The organism is Massilia sp. IC2-477, assembly GCF_020707265.1.
Taxonomy (GTDB): Bacteria; Pseudomonadota; Gammaproteobacteria; order Burkholderiales; family Burkholderiaceae_D; genus Telluria.
In genome coordinates, this window is the sequence record NZ_JAJFEQ010000010.1 from 82,374 (window position 1) to 103,643 (window position 21,270).

A 21,270-nucleotide genomic window follows, 5' to 3' on the forward strand; every position below is an offset into this window, starting at 1 on the left:
GCAACCCGGCCTGCCCCGTCTCCCTACAATGGCCTCATACCACTTACCGGAGACCACCATGCAACGCCTGATCCTCGCCGCTGTCCTGTCCATCGCTTCGATGAGCGCTCATGCTGATGAGCAAGCGCGTAGCGTGTCGCCGTTCAAGGGCATCGCCGTGCACGGCCCGGTGAGCCTGACGGTGGAAGCCGGCAAATCGTATTCGCTGAAAGTCTACGGTGACCCGCGCTTCATCGCCCGCGTGACCAGCGAGGTGGTGGACGGCGAACTGCGCCTGGACATGAAGGACAGCACCCGCAACAGCATCGAAACCAGCGACCGCGTGGTTGTTACCTTGCCGGAACTGCAGACCTTCAAGGGCGAAGGCGCCGGCGTGATGCGCCTGAACAAGATTCGCGGCGACCGCCTCGTCGTCAACTACCGCGGCGCCGGCCGCCTGGCGATCGATGGCGAAGTGCGCCAGCTGACCCTGCGCGCCCAGGGTGTGGGCGAAGTCGACACCAAGGCCTTGATTGCGCAGGAAGTGGACGTCAGCTTCGAAGGCATCGGCTCCGTCAACATCTATGCCAAGGACAAGCTCAACGCCAACGTGCGCGGCATGGGCAACCTCAGCTACTACGGCAACCCGCGCGTGGTGAACAAGTCGGTGTCGGGCATTGGCAGCGTGGTCGCTGTTAAATAACATTTTTTTAATAGCGCCTAACAAAACCCCCAGGGCAAGGCGCAGCGCCGCAGTGGCGGACCACGAAGACAGTACGCTAGTACAGCGAGACGCTGCAACGCAGCCATGGGGGGAATTGTTAGGCGCTAAGTTCAGCGGTTGGCGATGTCGAGCAGAACCTCGGCATGGCAGGGACCATCGAGCGGGCACCAGCAGGCCAGGTTCTTCCCGCGCAGGACTTCCTGCGCTTCCTGTGCCAGCCGGCGTCCCGCCGGATCTTCCTCGACCCAGCGCCGGAAGGCGGCCACCGCTTCCGGAATGCTCGGCATCGCGACGTAGCGGCTACCCACCGGCGTACCCGGCACGGCATCCGGCACGACCGAGAACGGATTGCCCCAGCGGCCGGGGCGCGCCACCGAGACCGTGTTCGGCGGCAGCTTCCAGCCCTTTTTCCTGCTCAGTCGTACCCGTGTCGGCGTCATCGATCCTCCTATAGGCGTTCGATCTGGGCGTTCACCTTGCGCAGCGCCCGTTCACTACGCTCACTATACCGGTCGGTCAGGTAATCGACGCGCCCGCGCATGAGCAGGGTGATCTTGAACAGCTCCTCCATCACGTCCACCACCCGGTCGTAGTAGGCCGAGGGACGCATTCGCCCTTCCTCGTCGAACTCCTTGTAGGCCATCGGCACCGAGGACTGGTTCGGGATCGTGAACATGCGCATCCAGCGTCCCAGCAGGCGCATGGTGTTGACCACGTTGAAGGATTGCGAGCCGCCGCAGACCTGCATCAATGCCAGGGTGCGGCCCTGGCTGGGACGCAGCGCCCCCTGTTCCAGCGGGATCCAGTCGATCTGGTTCTTCATCACCCCGGTGATCGCGCCATGGCGCTCGGGGCTGCACCAGACCTGGCCTTCCGACCACAGCGACAGCTCGCGCAGCTCGACCACCTTGGGGTGGGTTTCAGGCACGCTGCCGACCATCGGCAACTCCATCGGGTCGAAGATCTTCACCTCGGCGCCGAAGTGCTCCAGGATGCGCGCCGCCTCGTAAGTAAGGAAGCGGCTGAACGAGCGCTCGCGCAGCGAGCCGTAGAGCAGCAGGATGCGCGGCGGATGACTCAGCTCGCCCACCGGCGCCAGCTTGTCCATGCTGGGCAGGTCGAGCTGCGCCGGATTGATGTTCGGGAGATTCGGGATCTTGTCCATGTTCAGCCTTGACGGTTCGGCGTCAGCCCAGGCGCAGGGCCAGCGCGGCCAGGGTGACGAAGAGGATCGGCAGGGTCAGGCTCAAGCCGACCCGGAAATAATACCCCCATGAGATACGGATGCCCTTCGCCGCCAGCACGTGCAGCCACAATAGCGTCGCCAGGCTGCCGATCGGCGTGATCTTCGGCCCCAGGTCGGCGCCGATCACGTTGGCATACACCATGGCTTCGCGCACCACGCCGGTGGTCGCGCTGGCATCGATCGCCAGCGCGCCCACCAGCACGGTCGGCATGTTGTTCATGATCGAGGACAGGATCGCCGTGATGAAGCCGGTGCCGAGCGCCGCGCCCCACACGCCGTGGGCGGCGCAGCGCTCCAGCAGCGCCGTCAGGTAATCGGTCAGGCCGGCGTTGCGCAGCCCGTAGACCACCAGGTACATCCCCAGCGAGAACACCACCACCTGCCAGGGCGCGCCGCGCACCACCTCGCGCGTCGATATGCGGTGCCCGCGCGCGGCCACTGCGAGCAGCAGCAAGGCGCCGGCCGCGGCCACGGCGCTGATCGGCACGCCCACCTCGTCCAGCCAGAAGAAGCCCACCAGCAGCAGCGCCAGCACCCACCAGCCGGTGACGAAGGTCCCACGGTCGTGGATCGCCTGCTCCGGGCGCTTGAGCTGGGCCAGGTCGTAGTCCGCAGGGATGTCCTTGCGAAAGAACCAGACCAGCGCACCCAATGTGGCGGCGACCGACACCAGGTTCACGGGGACCATCACGGCGGCGTAGCGCGCGAAGCCGATGTTGAAGTAATCGCTCGATACGATATTCACCAGGTTCGACACGACCAGCGGCAGGCTCGCGGTATCAGCAATGAAACCGGCCGCCATCACGAAGGCCAGCGTCGCCTTTGGCGAAAAGCGCAGCGCGGCCAGCATGGCGATCACGATCGGCGTCAGGATCAGGGCCGCGCCGTCATTCGCGAACAGGGCCGCCACCGCGGCGCCCAGCAGTACCAGCAGCACGAACAGGCGCCGTCCCTTGCCTCGGCCCCAGCGCGCCACGTGCAGCGCGGCCCACTCGAAGAAGCCGGCCCGGTCCAGCAGCAGGCTGATGATGATGACGGCGACGAAAGCGCCGGTGGCGTTCCACACGATGTCCCAGACGACGGGGATGTCGCTCACCTTGACCACGCCGGCCAGCAGGGCCGCGACGGCGCCGGCGGCGGCGCTCCAGCCGATGCCGAGGCCGCGCGGCTGCCAGATGACAAGGATGAGGGTGGCCAGGAAGATCAGGAAGGCGGGCAGCAAAGTCTTCCCTCAGGCTGGCAGCAGGGCGCCGATGCGGTCGAGCTCCGCCTTGAAGCGCGCGCGGTCGGCCACCAGTTCATCCAGCGGCAGCGCCAGGAAGGCTTCGATGCGCCCGCGCAGGATGGCGTAGGCCTGCTCGAAGGCAACATCGATCTCTTCCTCCGTGCCGACCACGTGGCTGGGATCCTCCACGCCCCAGTGGGTGCGCAGCACCGGGCCGAGGTAGGCCGGGCAGGTCTCGCCGGCGGCGCTGGCGCAGACGGTGACGACGAGGTCGGGCGTGACGGGCAGCGCATCCCAGGACTTGCTGTAGTAGCCTTGGGTAGAAATGCCCATCTCCGCCAGCAGCTGCAGGGCGCGCGCGTTCAGCCGGCCGGCTGGCTGGCTGCCCGCGCTCAGGGCGCGCCAGCCGGGCGGCGCCAGGTGGTTGAAGACGGCTTCGCTGATCAGGGAGCGGCAGGAGTTGCCGGTGCAAAGGAAGAGGATGTTCATGGGATCGGTGGAGTCAGGAAGTGGCGCCGCAGGCAGGCGTGCAGGACGGCGTACAGGGAGTGCCGCCGCAGCAGTTCTCGGTCAGGAAGGACAGCAGCCCGTTCATGGTCTCGAACTGCGCCGCATAGATGATGAAGCGCCCCTGCTGCTGCGGGACGATCAGGCCGGCGTGGCTCAGCTCCTTCAGGTGGAAGGACAGCGAGGAGGCGGGCATGCCGAGCGCCTCGGCGATGCGGCTAGCCGCCATGCCGGCGGGGCCAGCCTGCACCAGCAGGCGGAAGACGGCCAGGCGCGACTCCTGGGCCAGCGCGGCCAGCGCCGCGATGGCGGCCTTGGTATCCATGGGAGTATCTTTCGTCATTTCCATAGTTATCGAAGTATAGCGGATGCTTCGAATATTATCGAAATAATTTGACAGGATGATGACACCCGGCATGAATAGCCCGGCTGCGGTAGAGTCATGGGTTGCGCCGCCGCGCCGGGAGATCAGTTTTGTCAGCAGCACGCAGGACCATCGGCATCCTCGCCATCACGCAGATTGCGTCATGGGGAGCCCTCTACTATGCGTTCGCGGTGCTGGCGCCGGATATCCGGCGCGACCTGGGCATCAGCGCCGAAACCGCGTTCGCGGCCTATTCCTGGAGCCTGCTGGTGTCGGGCGTGGCAGCGACGCCGATCGGCGCCCTGGTCGACCGCCACGGCGGCCGGTACGTGATGGCGATCGGTTCGCTAGCCAGCGCCATCGGCCTGGCATGGCTGTCGCGCTGCACGGGGACCGTCTCCTATTTCGGCGCCTGGACCGTGATCGGGCTCGCGATGTCGCTCACCCTGTACGATGCCGCCTTTGCCACCATCAACCGCAAGGTCGTCGTGGGCGCCCCACGCGCCATCTCGACGCTGACCCTGTTTGCCGGCTTTGCCAGCAGCATCTTCTGGCCGCTGACGATGGCGCTCGGCTCGCGCCTCGGCTGGCGCGACACCTACCTCGCCTACGCCGCGCTGCAGCTGGCCGTCTGCCTGCCGCTGCACCTGGGCCTGGGACGCGACGCGCCCCATCCGCCCGCGGCGCCGAACGCACCGCGCGACAGCCACACGCTGGGCGAAGCGGTGCGCCATCCGGCCTTCTGGAAGCTGGCCGTGGCCTTCGCCGCCAACGTGTTCATCTTCACCGCGCTGGCATTGCACCTGATCCCGCTGCTGCGCACGCTCGGCCACCCGGCCACGGTCGCCGTCACGCTGGCGGCGCTGATCGGTCCGATGCAGGTCGTCGGCCGCATCGGCGAGCGGGTCCTGGCCAAGGGCGCCACGCCGCAGGCCGTCGGCCGCGTCGTATTCGCCACCCTGCCGCTCGGCATCCTGGTGCTGGCGCTGCTCGGCACGCAGGCCTGGGCGGTGGCGCTGTTCTGCGCGCTGTACGGCATGAGCAACGGGGTGTTGACGATCGTCCGCGGCACCCTGCCGCGCGCGATGTTCGGGGCACGCCACTACGGCGCGATCAGCGGCGCGATGTCGGTGCCGGCGCTGCTGGCGCGCGCGGCCGGCCCGCTAGTGGGCGCCGCCGTGCTGGCCGGGGCGTCAGGACCGTTGATGCTGCCGCTGGCCATGTTCGGCGTTGGCGTGGCATCGCTGCTGCTCTACCTGTCCGCGGTTGGCGCCCCGGCCCTTGCGCGGCGCGCCGCCTGACGTTCAATCCTGCAGACGCAGCTCCCAGTACCCCACGTCGACCCAGCGCCCGAACTTGCGTCCCACTTCGCTGAAGTGGGCCACCTTGCGAAAGCCCAGCTTCTCGTGCAACGCCACGCTGCGCTCGTTGGGTTGGGCGATCCCGCCGATCACCATGTGCACCTCGCGTGCGCGCAGTTCATCCAGCAAGGCCTGGTACAGCGCCGTCCCGAGGCCACGGCTCGCTTCCTGCCGGTCGAGGTAGACCGAGCTTTCCACCGACGTGCGGTAGGCCGGACGGGCGCGCCATTTGGTGGCATAGGCATAGCCGAGCAGGCGCCCCTCGCGGCAGGCTACCAGCCAGGGCAGGCTTGATGCTGCCACGTCGACGATGCGCTGTGCCATGTCGGCGGCGGACACCGGCTCTTCCTCGAAGCTGATGGTGGTGGTGGCGATATACGGGTTATAGACTGCGCAGATCGCTGCGGCGTCTTCTACTGTAGCGGGGCGGATCGTGATGGCGGACATGGGGCCATTATAGGTTCGAACACGACCGCGCAGCCCGCGCGCAAGGTGTTGTGCACCTCGGCCACCGCATCCGTTTCCGCCAGCAGCCGCGCGATGTCGTCTTGCGGGGCGGACGAACGCACCGATGCGCGATAGCGGATATCGGTGGCGGCCAGGCCGACGCCCGGGAAGTCCGCACTGGCCTCGACCTGCACGGCCTCGAGCGGGATGCCGAGCCGCCGCGCTTCGCGGTACAGGTCGTTGCAATAGCAGGTGGCCAGCGCCAGCATCAGGAATTCGCCGCCGTTGACGCCCGATCCGGGCCCGGACGCCTTGGGCGGTACGCCGAGCGACTGGCGCGATCCGTCGGTATCCACGGCAACCTGGTGCGCCATGGCAGAGTTGTCGACAAAGGCAGTAATGCGCATACCGGTCTCCTGCGCCCGGAAGGGGCATGCCTCATCCTAGCGCATTCGAGCCTTCAGCGCGCGATCGACGTCGGGCGCCGCTCGCCGAGTTTGCGCTGCAGCTGTAGGATGCCGTAGACCAGCGCCTCGGCCGTCGGCGGGCAGCCGGGGATATAGACATCAACCGGTACGATGCGGTCGCAGCCGCGCACCACCGAATACGAGTAATGGTAATAGCCGCCGCCGTTGGCGCAGGACCCCATCGAGATGACGTAGCGCGGCTCGGGCATCTGGTCATAGACCTTGCGCAGCGCGGTGGCCATCTTGTTGGTGAGCGTACCGGCGATGATCATCAGGTCGGCCTGGCGCGGGCTGGCGCGCGGGATGCAGCCGAAGCGGTCCATGTCGTAGCGCGCGGAAGCGGCATGCATCATCTCCACGGCGCAGCAGGCCAGGCCAAAGGACAGGTACCACAGGCTGTTCCCGCGTGCGTGCGACAGCAGGTGTTCGACATTCGTCAGCAGATAGTGCTGACCTTCCAGCGGCTGGCCTTCCAGCACGGGTTGTTCCATCGTCGGCTCCTTCTCCAAACAGGGGCGACGATACGGTCTTGCGCGCGTGGTGTCTTGTACCGACACGACATCGCGCTAGCGTGTGAAGGAATCGAGCTCCTCACGTTCGAACTGCCAGAAGCGGTAGCCGGAATCGCTGTCGCCACGCCGGGCCAGGAAGCTGGATGGCGTATCGCCTACGAACTGGCGGAAGTCGCGGCTGAAATGGGCCTGGTCGACGTAGCCGACGTCGAGCGCGGCCTGCGCCAGCGTCGGCCGCTTCTGCTCGCGCATCAGGCTTGACAGCGCCATCGCGAAGCGCGCCAGCCGGCGGTAGTCGCGCAGCGCGACGCCGTGGTGCGCCAGGAAGCGCCGCTCGAACTGGCGTACGCCCAGGCCGAGGTCGGCGGCCAGCGTACCGACCGGCTGGAACAGGCGCTCGAAGGACAGCTGGGGGAGCGACGCACCCTGCCCGTCCCCGGCCTGGCGCAGCAGGAAATCCTCGAGCACGCGAACGCGCTCGCGAAAGCCGCGCGCGTGCTGCAATTCGTCCTGCAGGCGCTCTGCGTTCCCCTGACCTATCACGGCGTCGAGCGGCACCGATGCGGCGCCCAGGCAGTCGGCCGGAATGCCGAAGCAATGCAGGATGCCGGAAGCGCGGAACACGGCCGACATGAAGGCACTGCCCGGCTCCACCACGAAGCGGCGCGGCGCCAGGCTCGGTCCCGACAGGAAGGCCGGCGGCAGCCTGCCCGCGCCTTGGCCGTCGAGCAGGGTGGCGCCGCCGCGCAGGTAGATTACCAGCTGGGCGTCGGGACTGGCGGGAAGGTGCGGCTGCGCGACCTCGAAGCCGCCGCCGATCAGGTTCTTGACCCAGGGCGCGAGCGCGCGTCGCGGCAGGGCGAGCTGGCGTTCGTTGGGAGCACTGGGCTGGGCTGGCATGGCGGTTCCTGGCGGGCGAGGTCGGCGGATTGGGCCGAGCTTAGCGCGTCGCGCGCGCCGCGTCCATGCCCTTGACGACGCCTCAGCCGGCGGCGAGGCAGTTGGCCAGGTCTTCGAACTTCAGCGGCTTGACGAAATGCGCGTCGAAGCCGGCATCCAGGGCGCGCTGGCGGTCCGTCTGCTGGCCGTAGCCTGTGAGCGCGATCAGGCGCATCCCCGCCAGCAGCGGATCGCGCCGGGCCTGCGCCGCCACTTGATAGCCGTCCATGCCCGGCAGCCCGATATCGACGATGCCCAGGCCCGGGAGTTCGCGCCGCGCCAACTCGAGGCCGTCCTTGCCGTTGTCCGCTTCCAGCACGCGGTAACCCATGGCCGCCAGCTGCGCCGCCAGCATCTGGCGCGCGTCGTGGTTGTCCTCGATGAGCAGCACGGAGCTCCCGGCCGGTCGTGCCTTCGTGCCCGGCGCGGACTGGGCCGTGCCCTCCTGCGGCGCATGCTGGTCCAGCAGCGGCAAACGCAGCACGAAGGTGCTGCCGCGGCCAGTGCCTTCGCTGTCGGCGCGGATCGTCCCGCCATGCAGCGCCACCAGGCTGCGCACCAGCGACAGCCCGATTCCCAGGCCGCCCTGCGAGCGGTCGAGCGACACCTTGCCCTGCACGAAGATGTCGAACAGCTGGGGCATCAGTTCCGGCGCAATGCCAACGCCCGAATCGCGTACCGCCAGGCAGGCATCGTCGCCGTCGGTGCTCAAGCTGATGTCGATGGCGCCGCCCTTGGGCGTGTACTTGAGCGCATTGGTCACCAGGTTGCCGACCACCTGCTCGATGCGGGTGCGGTCGGCCAGCACCCAGGCCGGGGCCAGGGTGCAGCTGAGCTGGTGCTCGACCTTGCCGGCGATGCGCAGCGCGTCGACCGTCGATTCGACCACGGCCGCCAGGTCCACCGGACGCAGGTCCAGCTGCACCTTGCCGCGCGCCAGGCGCGCCAGGTCGAGCAGGTCGTCGACGATGCGGGTCAGGTGCTTGCCCTGGCGCAGCAGGATGTCCTGGGCGTGCTGTTTCAGGGCCGGGTTGGCCGGATCCATGCGCAGCAGCTGGGCGGCGCCGACGATGCCGCTGAGCGGGTTGCGCAGCTCGTGGCTCAGCATGGCCAGGAATTCGTCGCGGATCTGCACCTGCTGTTCGGCGACGACGCGCGCCTCCTGCTCGCGCTCCAGCAGCGAGGTGCGCTCGGCCTCGGCCTCGGCCAGCTTGTGCGCCGCTTCGTCGATCGAGCGATGCAGTTCGCTCACCTCGGCGATCGCGGCCGGCGGCGCATGCGGCACCGCGCCGTGTCCGAGCGCGGTGGCGGCGCTGGCGGCCCCGCGGATCGATGCCACCAGCCGGCGCGTGAAGAATACCGCCGCACCGGCGGCGCACAGCATCGCCACCAGCATGCCGACCGCGGCCAGGGTGACTGCGCGCCGCGCAGCGCCTTCGATCTCGGCGGCCGGCGCCGACACCGCCACCAGCCAGCCCGACATCGGCGAGTGCGTGAAAGCGAAATAGGAATCGACGCCGGCGATCGTCTTCGCGCGCAGCAGGCCGCGGGTCTTGCCCGAGGCGGTGCGCAGCAGTTCCGGATTGGCCTGCTGGCCGATGCGCGCCAGGTCGCGCGTGCGCGCGATGAAGCGTCCATCGCGGTCGATCACGGCCAGCGACCAGCTCTTCGGAATCGTGCGCTGCGAGATCAGGTTGCTGAAATACTCGGTGCCGAATACCGAGGCCAGCACGTAGCGGCGCCCCTCCCCCAGCGGCACCGGGACGTTGATGGTGGTGACGGGCACCCGCTGCACGGCGCCCGTGATCAGGCCGGACACCACCGTGCGCTGGGTGTCGATGACTTGCCGGGTGCGCACACGGACGTAGTCGGGCGGCGGCGGCAGCGGTTCACCGAGCGGCATCACGGTATTGATGATCTGCTGGCCGTTTGGAGCGAACAGGATGGTGCGTCCAGTCTCGCCGCGGTCGGCGCTGCCCGCATGCTCGTAGAAGGCCTCCATGTCCCCGTGCGCCAGGTGCGGCGAGTGCGCCAGCACGCGCAGCGCGGCTTCGGCGCTGCTCAGTTCCCGGTCCACCAGCAGCACCGTGGCGCCGACCGTTTCTTCCAGCGCCTGCAGCGCGGCTTCGCGCTCGGAGCGCAGCAGGGTCTGCAGCGCGATGGCGGCAAACAGCGAGATCGGCAGGATGATGGCGCCGATCATGATCAGGAGGTAAGCCCGGATCTTCATGACAGGATGGATGGGAGGGCGGACGGGAGGCGGCGGCGCCGGTCCGGCGCCGCCATGGGGCCATTATGCACGCGGAGTCGACTGCTCCGGCGCACAGTTTGCCTTTCAGAACTAGCTGCGGCCTGCGTCGACGCGCGGCAGGAGCACGGCGAGGATGCCGAACAGCGGCAGGAAGGACGCGATCCGGTACACGGTCTCGATGCCGGTGCTGTCCGCGATGGCCCCCATCGCCGCTGCACCGATGCCGCTGATGCCGAACATCAGGCCGAAGAACAGGCCGGCGATCATGCCGACCTTGTTCGGCACCAGCTCCTGCGCGAACACCACGATGGCCGAAAAGGCCGAGGACATCACCAGCCCGATCACCACCGACAGCACGGCGGTCCAGAACAGGTTCGCATACGGCAGCATGAGTGCGAACGGCGCCGCACCCAGGATCGAGAACCAGATCACGCGCTTGCGCCCGATGCGGTCACCGATCGGCCCGCCGGCGAAGGTGCCGGCCGCCACCGCCGCCAGGAACAGGAACAGATAGCCCTGCGCCGCCTCCACCGACACGTGGAACTTCTCGATCAGGAAGAAGGTGTAGTAGCTCGACAGGCTGGACATGTAGATGTATTTCGAGAACACCAGCAGCGCCAGCACCGTCAGGGCCCAGATGACGCGCCCGCGCGGCAGGCCCGGTCCTGCATGCACGGCGACCTTCTTCGTCACGCTCGCCAGGTGTCCCGCGTACCAGCGGCTGACCTGGAACAGCACGATCACCGCCAGCACTACCAGCAGCATCAGCCAAGCGATCCGGCCCTGGCCGCTGCCGACGATGATGGCGGCCGCCAGCAGCGGTCCGAAGGCCGAGCCCAGGTTGCCGCCGACCTGGAACAGCGACTGGGCAAAGCCGAAGCGCCCGCCCGAGGCGAGGCGTGCGACGCGCGAGGCCTCCGGGTGAAACGTCGAGGAGCCGAGGCCGATCAGGCCTGCGGCCAGCAGCAGCATGGGGAAGCTGCCCGCCACCGACAGCAGCGCCACGCCGCCCAGGGTGGCGCACATCCCGACTGGCAGCAGGAAAGGAATCGGACGCTTGTCGGTGTATAGGCCGATCCAGGGCTGCAGCAGCGAAGCGGTGCACTGGAAGGTCAGCGTGATCAGGCCGATCTGGGTGAAGCTGAGCGCGAATTCATGCTTGAGCAGCGGGTAGATGGCGGGCAGGACGGCCTGTACGCAGTCGTTCAGCAGGTGAACAAAAGCGACCGAGAACAGGATTTGCATCACGGCGGCCGGCGGCGCGACGGGTGCGGCGGAAGAAGGTAGCGACATGGGTGGAAGCAACGATGGCGGCCGCTCAGTTTACACCCGCTTCCGCTAGGCTGCCGGCTGCCGCGAAACCGCGCATCAAACCGCCGCCGATGCGCCCTGGGCGTAGCGCGCCGGCGGCACCCCGACGTGGCGGGCGAAGGCGACGCTGAAGGCGCTGGCCGAGCCATAGCCGACCTGCTGCGCCACCTCGGCCACGCCGCCCCTGTTCTCCCGCAGCAGGCTGCGCGCCATCGCCATGCGCCAGTTGAACAGGTATTCCATCGGCGCCACGCCGAGCGCGCGGCTGAAGCGTTCGAAAAAGGTGGAGCGCGACAAGGCCGCTTCCCTGGCCAGTTCCCCGACCGTCCAGGCCCGCGCCGGATCCTCGTGCAGGCGGCGCCGGGCGGCGCCCAGGCGCGCGTCCGCCAGGCCGCGCAGCAGGCCGGGTGCGTCGGCGTGATGGGCGCCCGTGCGCAGCGCCTCGATCAGCAGCACTTCCAGCAACTTGGCCAGCAGCACCTCGCGCGCCGGCCGCGCGGCGCGGAACTCGTCGCCGACCAGCTGCGCGATCGCGCCCAGGCGGGCATCGCCACGCACGTGCACCAGTGCCGGCAGCAGCGATACCAGCAGCGTGGCGTCGGGTGACCCGAACGCGCAATAACCGACCAGCATCCGCACCTCCGGCAGACCGTCCTGGACGCCATGGCGGATTTCGCCGTCGCGCGGCACCGCCGACGAGGCCTCCGCGTCCTCGGATCCCTCCTGCAGGCCAAACACTGTGAAATCGCGCGCCGCCGGGATCAGCACGAAGTCGTCCTGCTGCAGCAGGATGGGGTCGCGGTCGGCAAGGGCAAGGCGGCAGCCGCCCTCCAGGACCAGGCAGAAGAAGGGCCGGCCGGCCTCCACGCGCCGCACGCGCCAGCGGCCGGCGCCGGTGACGTATTTCGAAAACGGCGCCTCCGGCTGGAGCAGCAGGACGAGTTCGGCAAAGGGATCGACCATGTTCGGACTCTCGCGAATGAAAGGCATACGATCGATTATATCCAGTCCGACCCCGGCGGCCTATCCTGCTCATACCAACCACCCATCAAGGAGCCACATATGCCCACCATCCTCATCACCGGCTGCTCGTCCGGATTCGGCCTCGAGACGGCCCGTCATTTCCTGGAGCGCGGCTGGGAAGTCGTCGCCACCATGCGCACGCCGCGTGCCGACCTGCTGCCGGCCTCGCCCCGGCTGCGCATCATCCCGCTCGACGTGTCCGACGAAGCCAGCATCCGCCATGCAGTCGGGCTGGCGGGACAGGTCGACGTCCTGGTCAACAACGCCGGCATCGGCCTGCTGGGCGTGTTCGAGACCACCCCGCTGGCGACGCTACGCGAACTGTTCGACACCAACGTCCTGGGCGCGATGGCGATGGCGCAGGCGATGCTGCCGCAGTTCCGCGAGCGCGGGGCTGGTGTCATCATCAACGTCTCGTCGAGCACGACGCTGCTGCCGCTGCCGCTGCTGGCCGCCTACACCGCCAGCAAGGCGGCCATGAACGCCTGGACCGAATCGCTTGCACTGGAACTGCAGCCCATCGGCGTACGCGCCCATGTGGTCTTGCCGGGACGCTCGCCCGAAACGACGTTCGCGCGCAATGCCGCGCCGCGCATGCAGGGCAGCGTACCGGATGCGTATGCGGGTTTTGTGGAGGGCGTGTTTGCCGGAAGGGGCGGTGACGGGCCGGTGACGTATGCCGCCGACGTGGTGGAAGCGATATGGCGGGCAGCGCTTGACCCGGCCGCGCCGCTGCGTATTCCGGCCGGCGCCGATGCGGTGGCGCTGGCCTGATGCCGGCGAAACCTCAGCCGCCGCCCGTGCAATGCTGCGGAACTTCCTTCGCCAGCTTTTGCATGTCAAGCGTCACCCAGGCGCCATCGACCTTCTCTTCGAACTTGTCGAAGCTGTAGACGAACATCGACTTGCCGTTTGCGAAGAAGGCGGGGCAACCGTAGCGATCGCGTGCGATATGGCCTTCCACCATGCGGTCCGGCCATTCGGCGCCCGGGTACTGCGGATGGGCGCGCGCGGCGACTTTGGCCTGCCCGAAGACTGGATCGTCTGGACTGTTCGAGGTCGACTTGCCGGACTGTCCGAGGCCCGGCACACGCAGGTTGCCGGCGGCCTTAGCCGCGCTGCCCAGGTTGAGCAGGCGATCGGCCCAGCTTTGCGCATGCGCGGCCTGCTGGCTTGCGGCGCCGAGGACCAGCGCGAGGAACAGGGAGGTAGGTGCTCTCTTCACGATGCCCCCGCCTTAGTTGGATGAGTAAGCGGCCGGACCGAGCTTGCGCAGCAGGGCGACATTGGCCTGCTGTTCCTTGGTCAGCTTGGCGTATTGCTTGGCCACGTCGTCCTTGGAACCCATCTTTTCATAGGTCAGGTGCATGACGGCGTCCAGCATCGCGTAGGTGGCGAGGCCGTAATCCTTTGGGGTGAAACCGTGCTTGAGGACCAGGGCCTTGGCCTGCGGACGGCGCTCGATGCTCAGGATGAAGCGTTCGACCGGAAGCTCGCCCTTCACGCGGTATTTGTCGTCCTCTTTTTCCTGGGCAGGGGTGTCTTCCGGCAGGTCGGCCTGGGCCAGCGACTTGTTGGCGGTTTTCAGCTTCTGCACCATGCCTGCGGTGAGCAGGTAATGGTCGTCCGGGGTGCCGGCGAAAGCCGGGGCGATGGTCATGGATACTGCGAGCAAGGCTGCAATACCGGTACGGAGCATGTGTTGCATGTGAATCCCTTCGATGATGTGAGCGCGAAGTATAGGAGTCACATGCGGCAGGGAGAAGGTGGCAAGCCACACTTCCCCCACCCGTGGTGGGCTATCCCACCCGTTCCGATCAGTCGAACTTGCTGAAGTCCGGCTTGCGCTTTTCGAAGAAGGCGGTGAAGGCTTCCTTCGCTTCCGGTGCCAGCAGCATGGCGGCGAAGCGTTCGTTTTCGGCGGCGATCGCACCCTGGATGTCTTCGACGCGCGGACGCTTCATCAGCGCCTTGGTGGTGCGGATCGAGGCGGCCGGCAGCGCCACCAGCTTGGCAGCCTGCTGTTCGGCGAAGGCGCGCAGTTCGGCAGCCGGCAGCACGCGGGTGATCAGGCCCATCTCGAAGGCTTCCTGGGCGCCGAAGGCTTCGCCCAGCAGCAGCTTCTCGGCCGCGCGCGGGTAGCCGGCCAGTTGCGGCAGCAGCAGCGAGGAGCCGAATTCCGGGCACAGGCCGAGCTGAGTAAAAGGCACCGAGAACTTGGCGTTGTCGGCGGCATAGACCAGGTCGCAGTGCATCAGCATGGTGGTGCCGATGCCGATGGCGGCGCCGGCCACGGCGGCGATCACCGGCTTGGTCGAGCCGTGCAGCGCGCGCATGAACTGGAACACCGGGCGGTTCTCGGCCGGCACGCCTGGAATCGGGGCCGAATTCTTCATGAAGTCGTCGAGATCGTTACCGGCGGTGAAGATCTCCGGCTTGCCGGCGATGAGGATGGCGCGCACTGCGGTGTCGCTCTCGGCGTCGATCAGCGCATCGGCCATCGATTGGTACATCGCGGCGGTGATGGCGTTCTTGCGCTCGAGGCGGTTGAATTCGATGGTCAAGAGGCCGTTGGCCTTGGTGATCAACATGTCCATGTCTGGAGTCTCCCGTTTATTCTGAGTCTGGATGAACGCGTGGGCAGGAAACCTGCCCACCCTACGATTCGCGGCATATCCGCATTTGTAGGGTGGGCGGGTCTCCCGCCCACGCGGTACTACTTCTAAAACCTTAAACGCGCTCGATGATGCCTGCCGCGCCCATGCCGGCGCCGACGCACATCGTCACCATGCCGTACTTCAGGTTGTTGCGGCGCAGTGCGTGCACGACGGTCGCGGCGCGGATGGCGCCGGTCGCGCCCAGCGGGTGGCCCAGCGCGATCGCGCCGCCCATCGGGTTGACCTTGCTGGTGTCCAGACCGAGGTCGCGGATCACGGCCAGCGCCTGTGCGGCGAAGGCTTCGTTCAGTTCGATCCAGTCCAGCTGGTCCTGGCTGATGCCGGCCGCGGCCAGCGCTGCAGGGATGGCGACCTTCGGGCCGATGCCCATGATCTCCGGCGGCACGCCGCGCACGGCGAACGAGGAGAACTTGGCCAGCGGGGTCAGGTTGTGCTCCTTCAGGATCTTCTCGCTGACGACGATCAGCGCACCGGCGCCGTCCGACATCTGCGACGAGGTCGCGGCGGTCACGCTGCCCTTGGCGGCGAACACCGGCTTGAGCTTGGCCATCGATTCCATCGAGGCGTCGGCGCGCGGGCCTTCGTCCAGGTCCACGGTGCGGCGCTTGACGGTGATTTCACCGGTGGCCAGGTTCGGGGTGCGGGTGACGATTTCGACCGGGGTGATCTCGTCCTTGAAGTAACCGGCCTGCTGGGCGGCGATGGCGCGGCGGTGCGATTCCAGGCCGAAGGCGTCCTGGTCTTCGCGCGACACCTTCCACTGCTCGGCGACCTTCTCGGCGGTCAGGCCCATGCCGTAGGCCAGGCCCACGTTTTCGTCCTTGAACGTTTCCATGTTGATCGAAGGATGGTGGCCCATCATCGGGACCATCGACATCGATTCGACGCCGCCGGCGATCATCACGTCGGCTTCTCCCACGCGGATGCGGTCGGCCGCCATGGCCAGGGCGGTGATGCCCGAAGCGCAGTAGCGGTTGACGGTGACGCCGCCGACGGTGTTCGGCAGGCCAGCCAGCACCACCGAGTTACGCGCCACGTTGAAGCCCTGCTCCGCTTCCGGGAACGAGCAGCCGACGATGGCGTCGACGATCAGGGCCGGATCCAGGTTCGGCACGGCCGCCATGGCGCCGCGGATGGCGTGCACCAGCAGGTCGTCTGGACGGGTCTTGTTGAAGAAGCCGCGCGGCGCCTTGCCGATCGGGGTGCGGGTCGCTGCGACGATGTATGCGTCTTGAAGTTGTTTGCTCATGATTTGTCGTCCTGTTCTGTCGTCGCTTTAGTTGCGCACCGGCTTACCGTTTTGCATCATGCCCATGATGCGCTCCTGGGTCTTCGGATTGCCCAGCAACGCGATGAAGGCCTTGCGTTCCATGTCGAGCAGCCACTGCTCCGACACGACGCTGCCCTGGTCGATGTCGCCGCCGGTCACGATCTCGGCGATGGTGTCGCCCAGGTGGTAGTCGTAGGCCGAGATGAAGCCGCCGTCACGCATGTTGACCAGCTGGCCGCGGATGGTCGCCCAGCCGTAGCGGCCGGTGACGGTCACCGGGCGGCGCGCCGGAGCGCGGTAGCCGGCGTCGAACATGGCGCGCGCGGTGGTCTTCGCCACGTGCAGCAGTTCGTACGGGTTGAAGACGATGATGTCGTCTTCCTTCAGGTAGCCCATGGCCTTCGCTTCCAGGGCCGACTTCGACACCTGCGCGGTAGCCGCGTTGGTGAAGCCGGTCTTCAGGAATTGCAGGATGTCGTTGCCCTTGGCTTCGGTGAAGGCGCGCACTGCCGCTTCCTTCAGGCCGCCGCCGGCCGGCACCAGGCCGACGCCCACTTCCACCAGGCCGATGTAGGACTCGATCGAGGCCACGCGCTTGGAGGCGTGCAGCGCCATCTCGCAGCCGCCGCCCAGCGCCAGGCCTGCGACCGCAGCGACCACCGGGATGTTCGAGTACTTCATCTGCATGAACACGTCCTGCAGCTGGCGCACCATCGGCTCCATCGCCTTGGCGCCGCCCATCATGAAGGCCGGCATGGCCGACTGCAGGTCGGCGCCGGCCGAGAAGGCGCCGCCTTCGGCCGCGTCGGTGTTCCAGATCACCAGGCCCTTGTAGCCCTTCTCCGCCTCGATCATGCCGCGCTGCAGGCCCTTCACCACGCCTTCGCCGATGACGTGCATCTTGGTCTTGAGCGAGATGACCAGCACTTCGTCATCCGAGTGCCACAGGCGCACCGAGTCGTCCTCGAACACGGTGGTGCCGGCAGTCTTCGGATCGATGGTGGTCGAGCCGACCACTGGTGCGCGGAACTGCTGGCGCTGGTACACCGGCAGATCCGACACCGGCACGTAGGCGTTCTTCGAGACCGAGTACGAACCTTCCGCGGTGTGCACGCCCTTCTCGGCCACCGGGCCTTCGAATATCCAGGCTGGCAGCGGTGCGTTGGTCAGGGCCTTGCCCGCGTCGATGTCTTCCTTCACCCACTGGGCGATCTGGGTCCAGCCGGCGGCCTGCCAGGTCTCGAACGGACCGACGCTCCAGCCGAAGCCCCAGCGCATCGCGAAGTCAACGTCGCGCGCGTTGTCGGCGATGGTGTCGAGGTGGAAGGCGATGTAGTGGAAGGCGTCGCGGAAGATCGCCCACAGGAACTGCGCCTGCGGGTTGGTCGATTCACGCATGGCCTTGAACTTCTTGACCGGGTCTTTTTCTTTCAGGATGCGGGCGACGATGTCGGCCGCCTTGGCGCCGCCTGCGACGTATTCGCCGGTGGCGAAATCGAGGCGCTGGATCTCCTTGCCGACCTTCTTGTAGAAGCCGGCGCCGGCCTTCTGGCCCAGGGCGCCCTTCTCGATCAGCTTCGACAGCACGTCAGGGGTCTTGTAGACGCTGAAGAACGGGTCGTCGGCCAGGTTGTCCTGCATGGTCTTGATGACGTGGCCCATGGTGTCCAGGCCCACGACGTCGGCGGTACGGAAGGTGCCCGACTTCGCGCGGCCCAGCTTGGCGCCGGTCAGGTCGTCGACCACGTCCACCGACAGGCCGAACTTCTCGGCTTCGTGGATGGTGGCCAGCATGCCGAAGATGCCGACACGGTTGGCGATGAAGTTCGGGGTGTCTTTGGCGCGCACCACGCCCTTGCCCAGGGTCGAGGTCAGGAAGGTCTCGAGCTGGTCGAGGATTGCCAAGCGGGTGCTGGTGGTCGGGATCAGTTCGACCAGGTGCATGTAGCGCGGCGGGTTGAAGAAGTGCACGCCGCAGAAGCGCGCCTTCAGTTCGTCGTCGAAGCCTTCGGCCAGCTTGTTGATCGACAGGCCCGAGGTGTTGGAGGCGAAGATCGCGTTCTTGGCGATGTGCGGCGCGACCTTCTTGTACAGGTCATGCTTCCAGTCCATGCGCTCGGCGATGGCTTCGATGATCAGGTCGCAGCCGGCCAGCACGTCGAGGTTGTCCTCGTAGTTGGCCACTTCGATCAGGGCCGCGTCATCCTTGTTGCCCAGCGGGGCCGGCGACAGTTTTTTCAGGCCTTCGATGGCCTTGAGGACGATGGCGTTCTTGGGGCCTTCCTTCGCAGGCAGGTCGAACAGCACGACCGGCACCTTGGCGTTCACGCAGTGCGCAGCGATCTGCGCGCCCATCACGCCGGCGCCCAGCACGGCGACTTTCTTCACGATGAAATTGGACATTCTTGTTTCCTTAGGAATAAGTCATGGCCCCCGCATTCGTCTGCGGGGGCCATGTGATGGAGTGTTAGAACAGGTCTGCGTCCATGGCCAGCAGGTTCGCCGAACCCGAACGTGCCTGGCGGATCAGCATCGCGGTTTCCGGGTACAGGCGGGCGAAGTAGAAGCGTGCGGTGTGCAGCTTCGCCTCGTAGAACTTGTCGCCGGAATCCTGCTTGGCCAGCGCGATCTTCGCCATCTGGGCGAAGAAGTAGCTGAACACCAGGTGGCCCACGACGCGCAGGTAAGGCACGGCGGCGGCGCCGACTTCGTCCTGGTTCTGGAAGGCCTTCATGCCGATTTCCATGGTCAGCTTGGTGACCTTTTCGCCGAGTTCGCCCAGCGGGGTCACGAATTCCGACATCGACTCGTCCAGGCCGTTCTCTTCGACGAAAGCCTTGATCTTCTCGCCGAAGGCGCGCAGCTTGGTGCCGTTGTCCATCAGGATCTTACGGCCCAGCAGGTCCAGCGACTGCACGGTGTTGGTGCCTTCGTAGATCATGTTGATGCGGGCGTCGCGCACGTACTGCTCCATGCCCCACTCGCTGATGTAGCCGTGGCCGCCGTACACCTGCATCGCTTCCGAGGTCGCGATCCAGCCGTTGTCGGTGATGAAGGCCTTGACGATCGGGGTCAGCAGCGCGACTTCGCCGGCGGCTTCCTTGCGCACCGCTTCGTCCGGGTGGTTCAGTTCACGGTCGATCTGCAGCGCGATGTACGAGGTCAGTGCGCGGCCGCCTTCGGCGAAGGCTTTCGCGGTCAGCAGCATGCGGCGCACGTCCGGGTGCACGATGATCGGGTCGGCCGGCTTGTCCGGCGCCTTCGGGCCCGACAGGCTGCGCATCTGGATGCGGTCTTTTGCGTACACCAGCGCGTTCTGGTAGGCGACTTCGGTCAGGCCCAGCGACTGCATGCCGACGCCCAGGCGGGCGGCGTTCATGAACACGAACATCGCCTGCAGGCCCTTGTGCGGCTGGCCGATCAGGGTGCCGATCGCGCCGTCCAGGTTCATCTGGCAGGTGGCGTTGCCGTGGATGCCCATCTTCTCTTCGATGGCGCCGCAGGCGATGCCGTTACGCTCGCCCAGCGAGCCGTCGGCGTTGACCTTGAATTTCGGGACCAGGAACAGCGAGATGCCCTTCGAGCCTTCCGGTGCGTCCGGCAGGCGCGCCAGCACCAGGTGGACGATGTTCTCGGCCATGTCGTGTTCGCCGGCCGAGATGAAGATCTTGGAGCCGCTGATGCTGTAGGTGCCGTCGGCCTGTGGTTCGGCCTTGGTGCGCAGGAGGCCCAGGTCGGTGCCGCAGTGCGCTTCGGTCAGGCACATGGTGCCGGTCCATTCGCCCGAGACCAGCTTCGGCAGGAACAGCTTCTTCTGCTCGTCGGTGCCGTGCTCCTTCAGGCACTCGTAGGCGCCGTGCGACAGGCCCGGGTACATGGTCCATGCCTGGTTCGAGGAGTTCAGCATCTCGTAGAACGAGTTGTTGAGCGAAACCGGCAGGCCCTGGCCGCCGTATTCCGGATCGCATGCCAGCGCGGCCCAGCCGCCTTCGACATACTGTTTATACGCTTCTTTGAAACCCTTTGGAGTGGTCACGGCCTTGGTGGTCGCGTCGAAGTGGCAGCCTTCGCGGTCGCCCGAGTGGTTCAGCGGGAACAGCACTTCCTGCGTGAACTTCGCACCTTCTTCCAGCACCTGGTTGATGATGTCGGCGTCGATTTCCTGGTAGGCAGGCAGGTTCTTGAACTCTTCGCTGACATTGAGGAATTCGTGCAGAACGAACTGCATATCCCGGATTGGCGCGACGTACTGACCCATGGTTTTCTCCTGAACGAAGGTAAAAGTGTGTTTGACTGGCGGCGCGTTATTGGGCCGGCATGGATGGATTGCGATAATTTTCGATCAGCCGCTCGAAACCGCGGCGGGCACGTTCGACCGCACCCGGCATGCGCAGGAAGCGGGCATCGTGGTGCAGGGCCAGGATCAGCCCGTACATCTCGTACACCAGCTGGTCGGCGTCGGTGTCGGCACGCAGGTGGCCGACCTCGATCGCCTGGCGCGCGGCGCGCTGCAATGCGCCCTGCCAGGCCTGCACCATCTTGACCAGCTCCTCGCGGATCGGGCCCGGACGGTCGTCGTACTCGACGGCGCCGCTGATGTAGATGCAGCCGGACGCGATCTCGACCGAGACGCGCGCCAGCCAGCGGTCGAACATCGACTGCAGGCGCGGCAGGCCGCGCGGCTCGCGTACGCTCGGGAAGAACACTTCCTGCTCGAAGCGGTGGTGATACAGCTTGACTACCTCGAGCTGCAGGTCTTCGCGCGAACCGAAGTGGGCGAACACGCCGGACTTGGACATGTTCATCCGGTCGGCCAGCAAACCGATGGTCAGGCCTTCCAGGCCATCGCGGCTCGACAGCTCGAGCGCCACGTCCAGGATCGCTGCCCGCGTGAGTTCGCCCTTGCGCATGAATTTTGCTGAAGTAGTAATGACAGCCCCTGAATCGAAAAAATCCGAACGCTCGT

At 66.8% G+C, this 21,270-nt stretch carries 22 protein-coding genes; 3 read left to right on the forward strand and 19 right to left on the reverse strand.

Features of this window, described 5'->3' with window-relative positions:
• Nucleotides 1-58 precede the first annotated feature (58 nt).
• Nucleotides 59-682: a GIN domain-containing protein gene (locus LK542_RS19370; protein WP_227802773.1), complete on the forward strand. Its 624-nt coding sequence runs from the start codon at nt 59-61 to the stop codon at nt 680-682.
• 131 nt (nt 683-813) lie between these two features.
• Here LK542_RS19370 and LK542_RS19375 read toward each other — a convergent pair whose 3' ends face one another.
• Genes LK542_RS19375 through LK542_RS19395 form a run of 5 tightly spaced genes read right to left on the reverse strand, consistent with a single transcriptional unit; the run spans nt 814 to nt 4,006 of the window.
• Nucleotides 814-1,143: a DUF4326 domain-containing protein gene (locus LK542_RS19375; protein WP_227802772.1), complete on the reverse strand. Its 330-nt coding sequence runs from the start codon at nt 1,141-1,143 to the stop codon at nt 814-816.
• An 8-nt stretch (nt 1,144-1,151) separates the two neighbouring features.
• Nucleotides 1,152-1,868 (reverse strand): arsenical resistance protein ArsH, encoded by a 717-nt coding sequence (gene arsH / locus LK542_RS19380; RefSeq protein ID WP_227813215.1) that lies wholly within the window; start codon nt 1,866-1,868, stop codon nt 1,152-1,154.
• A 22-nt stretch (nt 1,869-1,890) separates the two neighbouring features.
• The gene (locus tag LK542_RS19385) at nt 1,891-3,171 is read right to left on the reverse strand and encodes an arsenic transporter (protein ID WP_227813216.1); all 1,281 of its coding nucleotides are present in this window, start codon (nt 3,169-3,171) and stop codon (nt 1,891-1,893) included.
• A 9-nt stretch (nt 3,172-3,180) separates the two neighbouring features.
• Nucleotides 3,181-3,663, reverse strand: coding sequence for an arsenate reductase ArsC (locus LK542_RS19390; protein ID WP_227813217.1), 483 nt, complete (start codon nt 3,661-3,663; stop codon nt 3,181-3,183).
• 13 nt (nt 3,664-3,676) lie between these two features.
• Nucleotides 3,677-4,006 (reverse strand): helix-turn-helix transcriptional regulator, encoded by a 330-nt coding sequence (locus LK542_RS19395; protein ID WP_227813218.1) that lies wholly within the window; start codon nt 4,004-4,006, stop codon nt 3,677-3,679.
• Between the two features lie 149 nt (nt 4,007-4,155).
• Between LK542_RS19395 and LK542_RS19400 the strand changes: the two genes are divergently transcribed.
• Complete coding sequence (locus LK542_RS19400; protein WP_227813219.1) at nt 4,156-5,346, forward strand: MFS transporter; 1,191 nt, start codon at nt 4,156-4,158, stop codon at nt 5,344-5,346.
• A gap of 3 nt (nt 5,347-5,349) precedes the next feature.
• Here the strand turns inward: LK542_RS19400 and LK542_RS19405 are convergent, their stop codons facing one another.
• The 7 genes from LK542_RS19405 to LK542_RS19435 form a co-directional block, all read right to left on the reverse strand.
• A complete protein-coding gene (locus LK542_RS19405; protein WP_227813220.1) occupies nt 5,350-5,853 on the reverse strand; it encodes an arsinothricin resistance N-acetyltransferase ArsN1 family B in 504 nt (167 codons plus the stop codon).
• Complete coding sequence (locus tag LK542_RS19410; RefSeq protein ID WP_227813221.1) at nt 5,820-6,260, reverse strand: OsmC family protein; 441 nt, start codon at nt 6,258-6,260, stop codon at nt 5,820-5,822. Before LK542_RS19410 ends, LK542_RS19405 begins: the two co-directional genes overlap by 34 nt.
• Before the next feature lie 53 nt (nt 6,261-6,313).
• The gene (locus LK542_RS19415; RefSeq protein WP_227802765.1) at nt 6,314-6,811 is read right to left on the reverse strand and encodes an NADH-quinone oxidoreductase subunit B family protein; all 498 of its coding nucleotides are present in this window, start codon (nt 6,809-6,811) and stop codon (nt 6,314-6,316) included.
• A gap of 75 nt (nt 6,812-6,886) precedes the next feature.
• Nucleotides 6,887-7,732, reverse strand: a complete 846-nt coding sequence (locus LK542_RS19420) for a helix-turn-helix domain-containing protein (protein ID WP_227813222.1) — start codon at nt 7,730-7,732, stop codon at nt 6,887-6,889.
• An 82-nt stretch (nt 7,733-7,814) separates the two neighbouring features.
• On the reverse strand, nt 7,815-10,001 hold the full coding sequence (locus LK542_RS19425) for an ATP-binding protein (RefSeq protein WP_227813223.1): 2,187 nt from the start codon (nt 9,999-10,001) through the stop codon (nt 7,815-7,817).
• A gap of 111 nt (nt 10,002-10,112) precedes the next feature.
• Nucleotides 10,113-11,315 carry an MFS transporter gene (locus LK542_RS19430; RefSeq protein WP_227813224.1) on the reverse strand — a complete coding sequence of 401 codons (1,203 nt, stop codon included), beginning with the start codon at nt 11,313-11,315 and terminating at the stop codon, nt 10,113-10,115.
• Nucleotides 11,316-11,390: 75 nt separating this feature from the next.
• On the reverse strand, nt 11,391-12,296 hold the full coding sequence (locus LK542_RS19435; RefSeq protein WP_227813302.1) for an AraC family transcriptional regulator: 906 nt from the start codon (nt 12,294-12,296) through the stop codon (nt 11,391-11,393).
• 99 nt (nt 12,297-12,395) lie between these two features.
• Between LK542_RS19435 and LK542_RS19440 the strand changes: the two genes are divergently transcribed.
• A complete protein-coding gene (locus LK542_RS19440; RefSeq protein WP_227813225.1) occupies nt 12,396-13,130 on the forward strand; it encodes an SDR family oxidoreductase in 735 nt (244 codons plus the stop codon).
• 13 nt (nt 13,131-13,143) lie between these two features.
• Here the strand turns inward: LK542_RS19440 and LK542_RS19445 are convergent, their stop codons facing one another.
• From LK542_RS19445 to LK542_RS19475, 7 genes are all read right to left on the reverse strand, one after another.
• Nucleotides 13,144-13,581, reverse strand: a complete 438-nt coding sequence (locus LK542_RS19445) for a hypothetical protein (RefSeq protein ID WP_227813226.1) — start codon at nt 13,579-13,581, stop codon at nt 13,144-13,146.
• Between the two features lie 12 nt (nt 13,582-13,593).
• Nucleotides 13,594-14,064, reverse strand: a complete 471-nt coding sequence (locus LK542_RS19450; protein WP_227813227.1) for a hypothetical protein — start codon at nt 14,062-14,064, stop codon at nt 13,594-13,596.
• A gap of 109 nt (nt 14,065-14,173) precedes the next feature.
• Nucleotides 14,174-14,953, reverse strand: a complete 780-nt coding sequence (locus LK542_RS19455) for an enoyl-CoA hydratase (protein WP_227813228.1) — start codon at nt 14,951-14,953, stop codon at nt 14,174-14,176.
• A 133-nt stretch (nt 14,954-15,086) separates the two neighbouring features.
• A complete protein-coding gene (locus tag LK542_RS19460; RefSeq protein WP_227802757.1) occupies nt 15,087-16,283 on the reverse strand; it encodes an acetyl-CoA C-acyltransferase in 1,197 nt (398 codons plus the stop codon).
• Between the two features lie 27 nt (nt 16,284-16,310).
• Entirely contained in the window at nt 16,311-18,707 is a 2,397-nt protein-coding gene (locus LK542_RS19465; protein ID WP_227813229.1) for a 3-hydroxyacyl-CoA dehydrogenase/enoyl-CoA hydratase family protein, read from the reverse strand.
• A gap of 64 nt (nt 18,708-18,771) precedes the next feature.
• Nucleotides 18,772-20,562 (reverse strand): acyl-CoA dehydrogenase C-terminal domain-containing protein, encoded by a 1,791-nt coding sequence (locus LK542_RS19470; RefSeq protein ID WP_227813230.1) that lies wholly within the window; start codon nt 20,560-20,562, stop codon nt 18,772-18,774.
• 46 nt (nt 20,563-20,608) lie between these two features.
• Nucleotides 20,609-21,214, reverse strand: a complete 606-nt coding sequence (locus tag LK542_RS19475; protein WP_227802754.1) for a TetR/AcrR family transcriptional regulator — start codon at nt 21,212-21,214, stop codon at nt 20,609-20,611.
• Nucleotides 21,215-21,270: the final 56 nt, after the last annotated feature.

Bases quoted from the DNA above. Each gene is read 5' to 3' on its own strand.
- LK542_RS19370 (WP_227802773.1), top strand. From the start codon at position 59: ATGCAACGCCTGATCCTCGCCGCTGTCCTGTCCATCGCTTCGATGAGC.
- LK542_RS19375 (WP_227802772.1), bottom strand. From the start codon at position 1,143: ATGACGCCGACACGGGTACGACTGAGCAGGAAAAAGGGCTGGAAGCTG.
- arsH (WP_227813215.1), bottom strand. From the start codon at position 1,868: ATGGACAAGATCCCGAATCTCCCGAACATCAATCCGGCGCAGCTCGAC.
- LK542_RS19390 (WP_227813217.1), bottom strand. From the start codon at position 3,663: ATGAACATCCTCTTCCTTTGCACCGGCAACTCCTGCCGCTCCCTGATC.
- LK542_RS19395 (WP_227813218.1), bottom strand. From the start codon at position 4,006: ATGGATACCAAGGCCGCCATCGCGGCGCTGGCCGCGCTGGCCCAGGAG.
- LK542_RS19405 (WP_227813220.1), bottom strand. From the start codon at position 5,853: ATGTCCGCCATCACGATCCGCCCCGCTACAGTAGAAGACGCCGCAGCG.
- LK542_RS19410 (WP_227813221.1), bottom strand. From the start codon at position 6,260: ATGCGCATTACTGCCTTTGTCGACAACTCTGCCATGGCGCACCAGGTT.
- LK542_RS19415 (WP_227802765.1), bottom strand. From the start codon at position 6,811: ATGGAACAACCCGTGCTGGAAGGCCAGCCGCTGGAAGGTCAGCACTAT.
- LK542_RS19420 (WP_227813222.1), bottom strand. From the start codon at position 7,732: ATGCCAGCCCAGCCCAGTGCTCCCAACGAACGCCAGCTCGCCCTGCCG.
- LK542_RS19425 (WP_227813223.1), bottom strand. From the start codon at position 10,001: ATGAAGATCCGGGCTTACCTCCTGATCATGATCGGCGCCATCATCCTG.
- LK542_RS19430 (WP_227813224.1), bottom strand. From the start codon at position 11,315: ATGTCGCTACCTTCTTCCGCCGCACCCGTCGCGCCGCCGGCCGCCGTG.
- LK542_RS19435 (WP_227813302.1), bottom strand. From the start codon at position 12,296: ATGGTCGATCCCTTTGCCGAACTCGTCCTGCTGCTCCAGCCGGAGGCG.
- LK542_RS19440 (WP_227813225.1), top strand. From the start codon at position 12,396: ATGCCCACCATCCTCATCACCGGCTGCTCGTCCGGATTCGGCCTCGAG.
- LK542_RS19450 (WP_227813227.1), bottom strand. From the start codon at position 14,064: ATGCAACACATGCTCCGTACCGGTATTGCAGCCTTGCTCGCAGTATCC.
- LK542_RS19455 (WP_227813228.1), bottom strand. From the start codon at position 14,953: ATGGACATGTTGATCACCAAGGCCAACGGCCTCTTGACCATCGAATTC.
- LK542_RS19460 (WP_227802757.1), bottom strand. From the start codon at position 16,283: ATGAGCAAACAACTTCAAGACGCATACATCGTCGCAGCGACCCGCACC.
- LK542_RS19465 (WP_227813229.1), bottom strand. From the start codon at position 18,707: ATGTCCAATTTCATCGTGAAGAAAGTCGCCGTGCTGGGCGCCGGCGTG.
- LK542_RS19470 (WP_227813230.1), bottom strand. From the start codon at position 20,562: ATGGGTCAGTACGTCGCGCCAATCCGGGATATGCAGTTCGTTCTGCAC.
- LK542_RS19475 (WP_227802754.1), bottom strand. From the start codon at position 21,214: ATGCGCAAGGGCGAACTCACGCGGGCAGCGATCCTGGACGTGGCGCTC.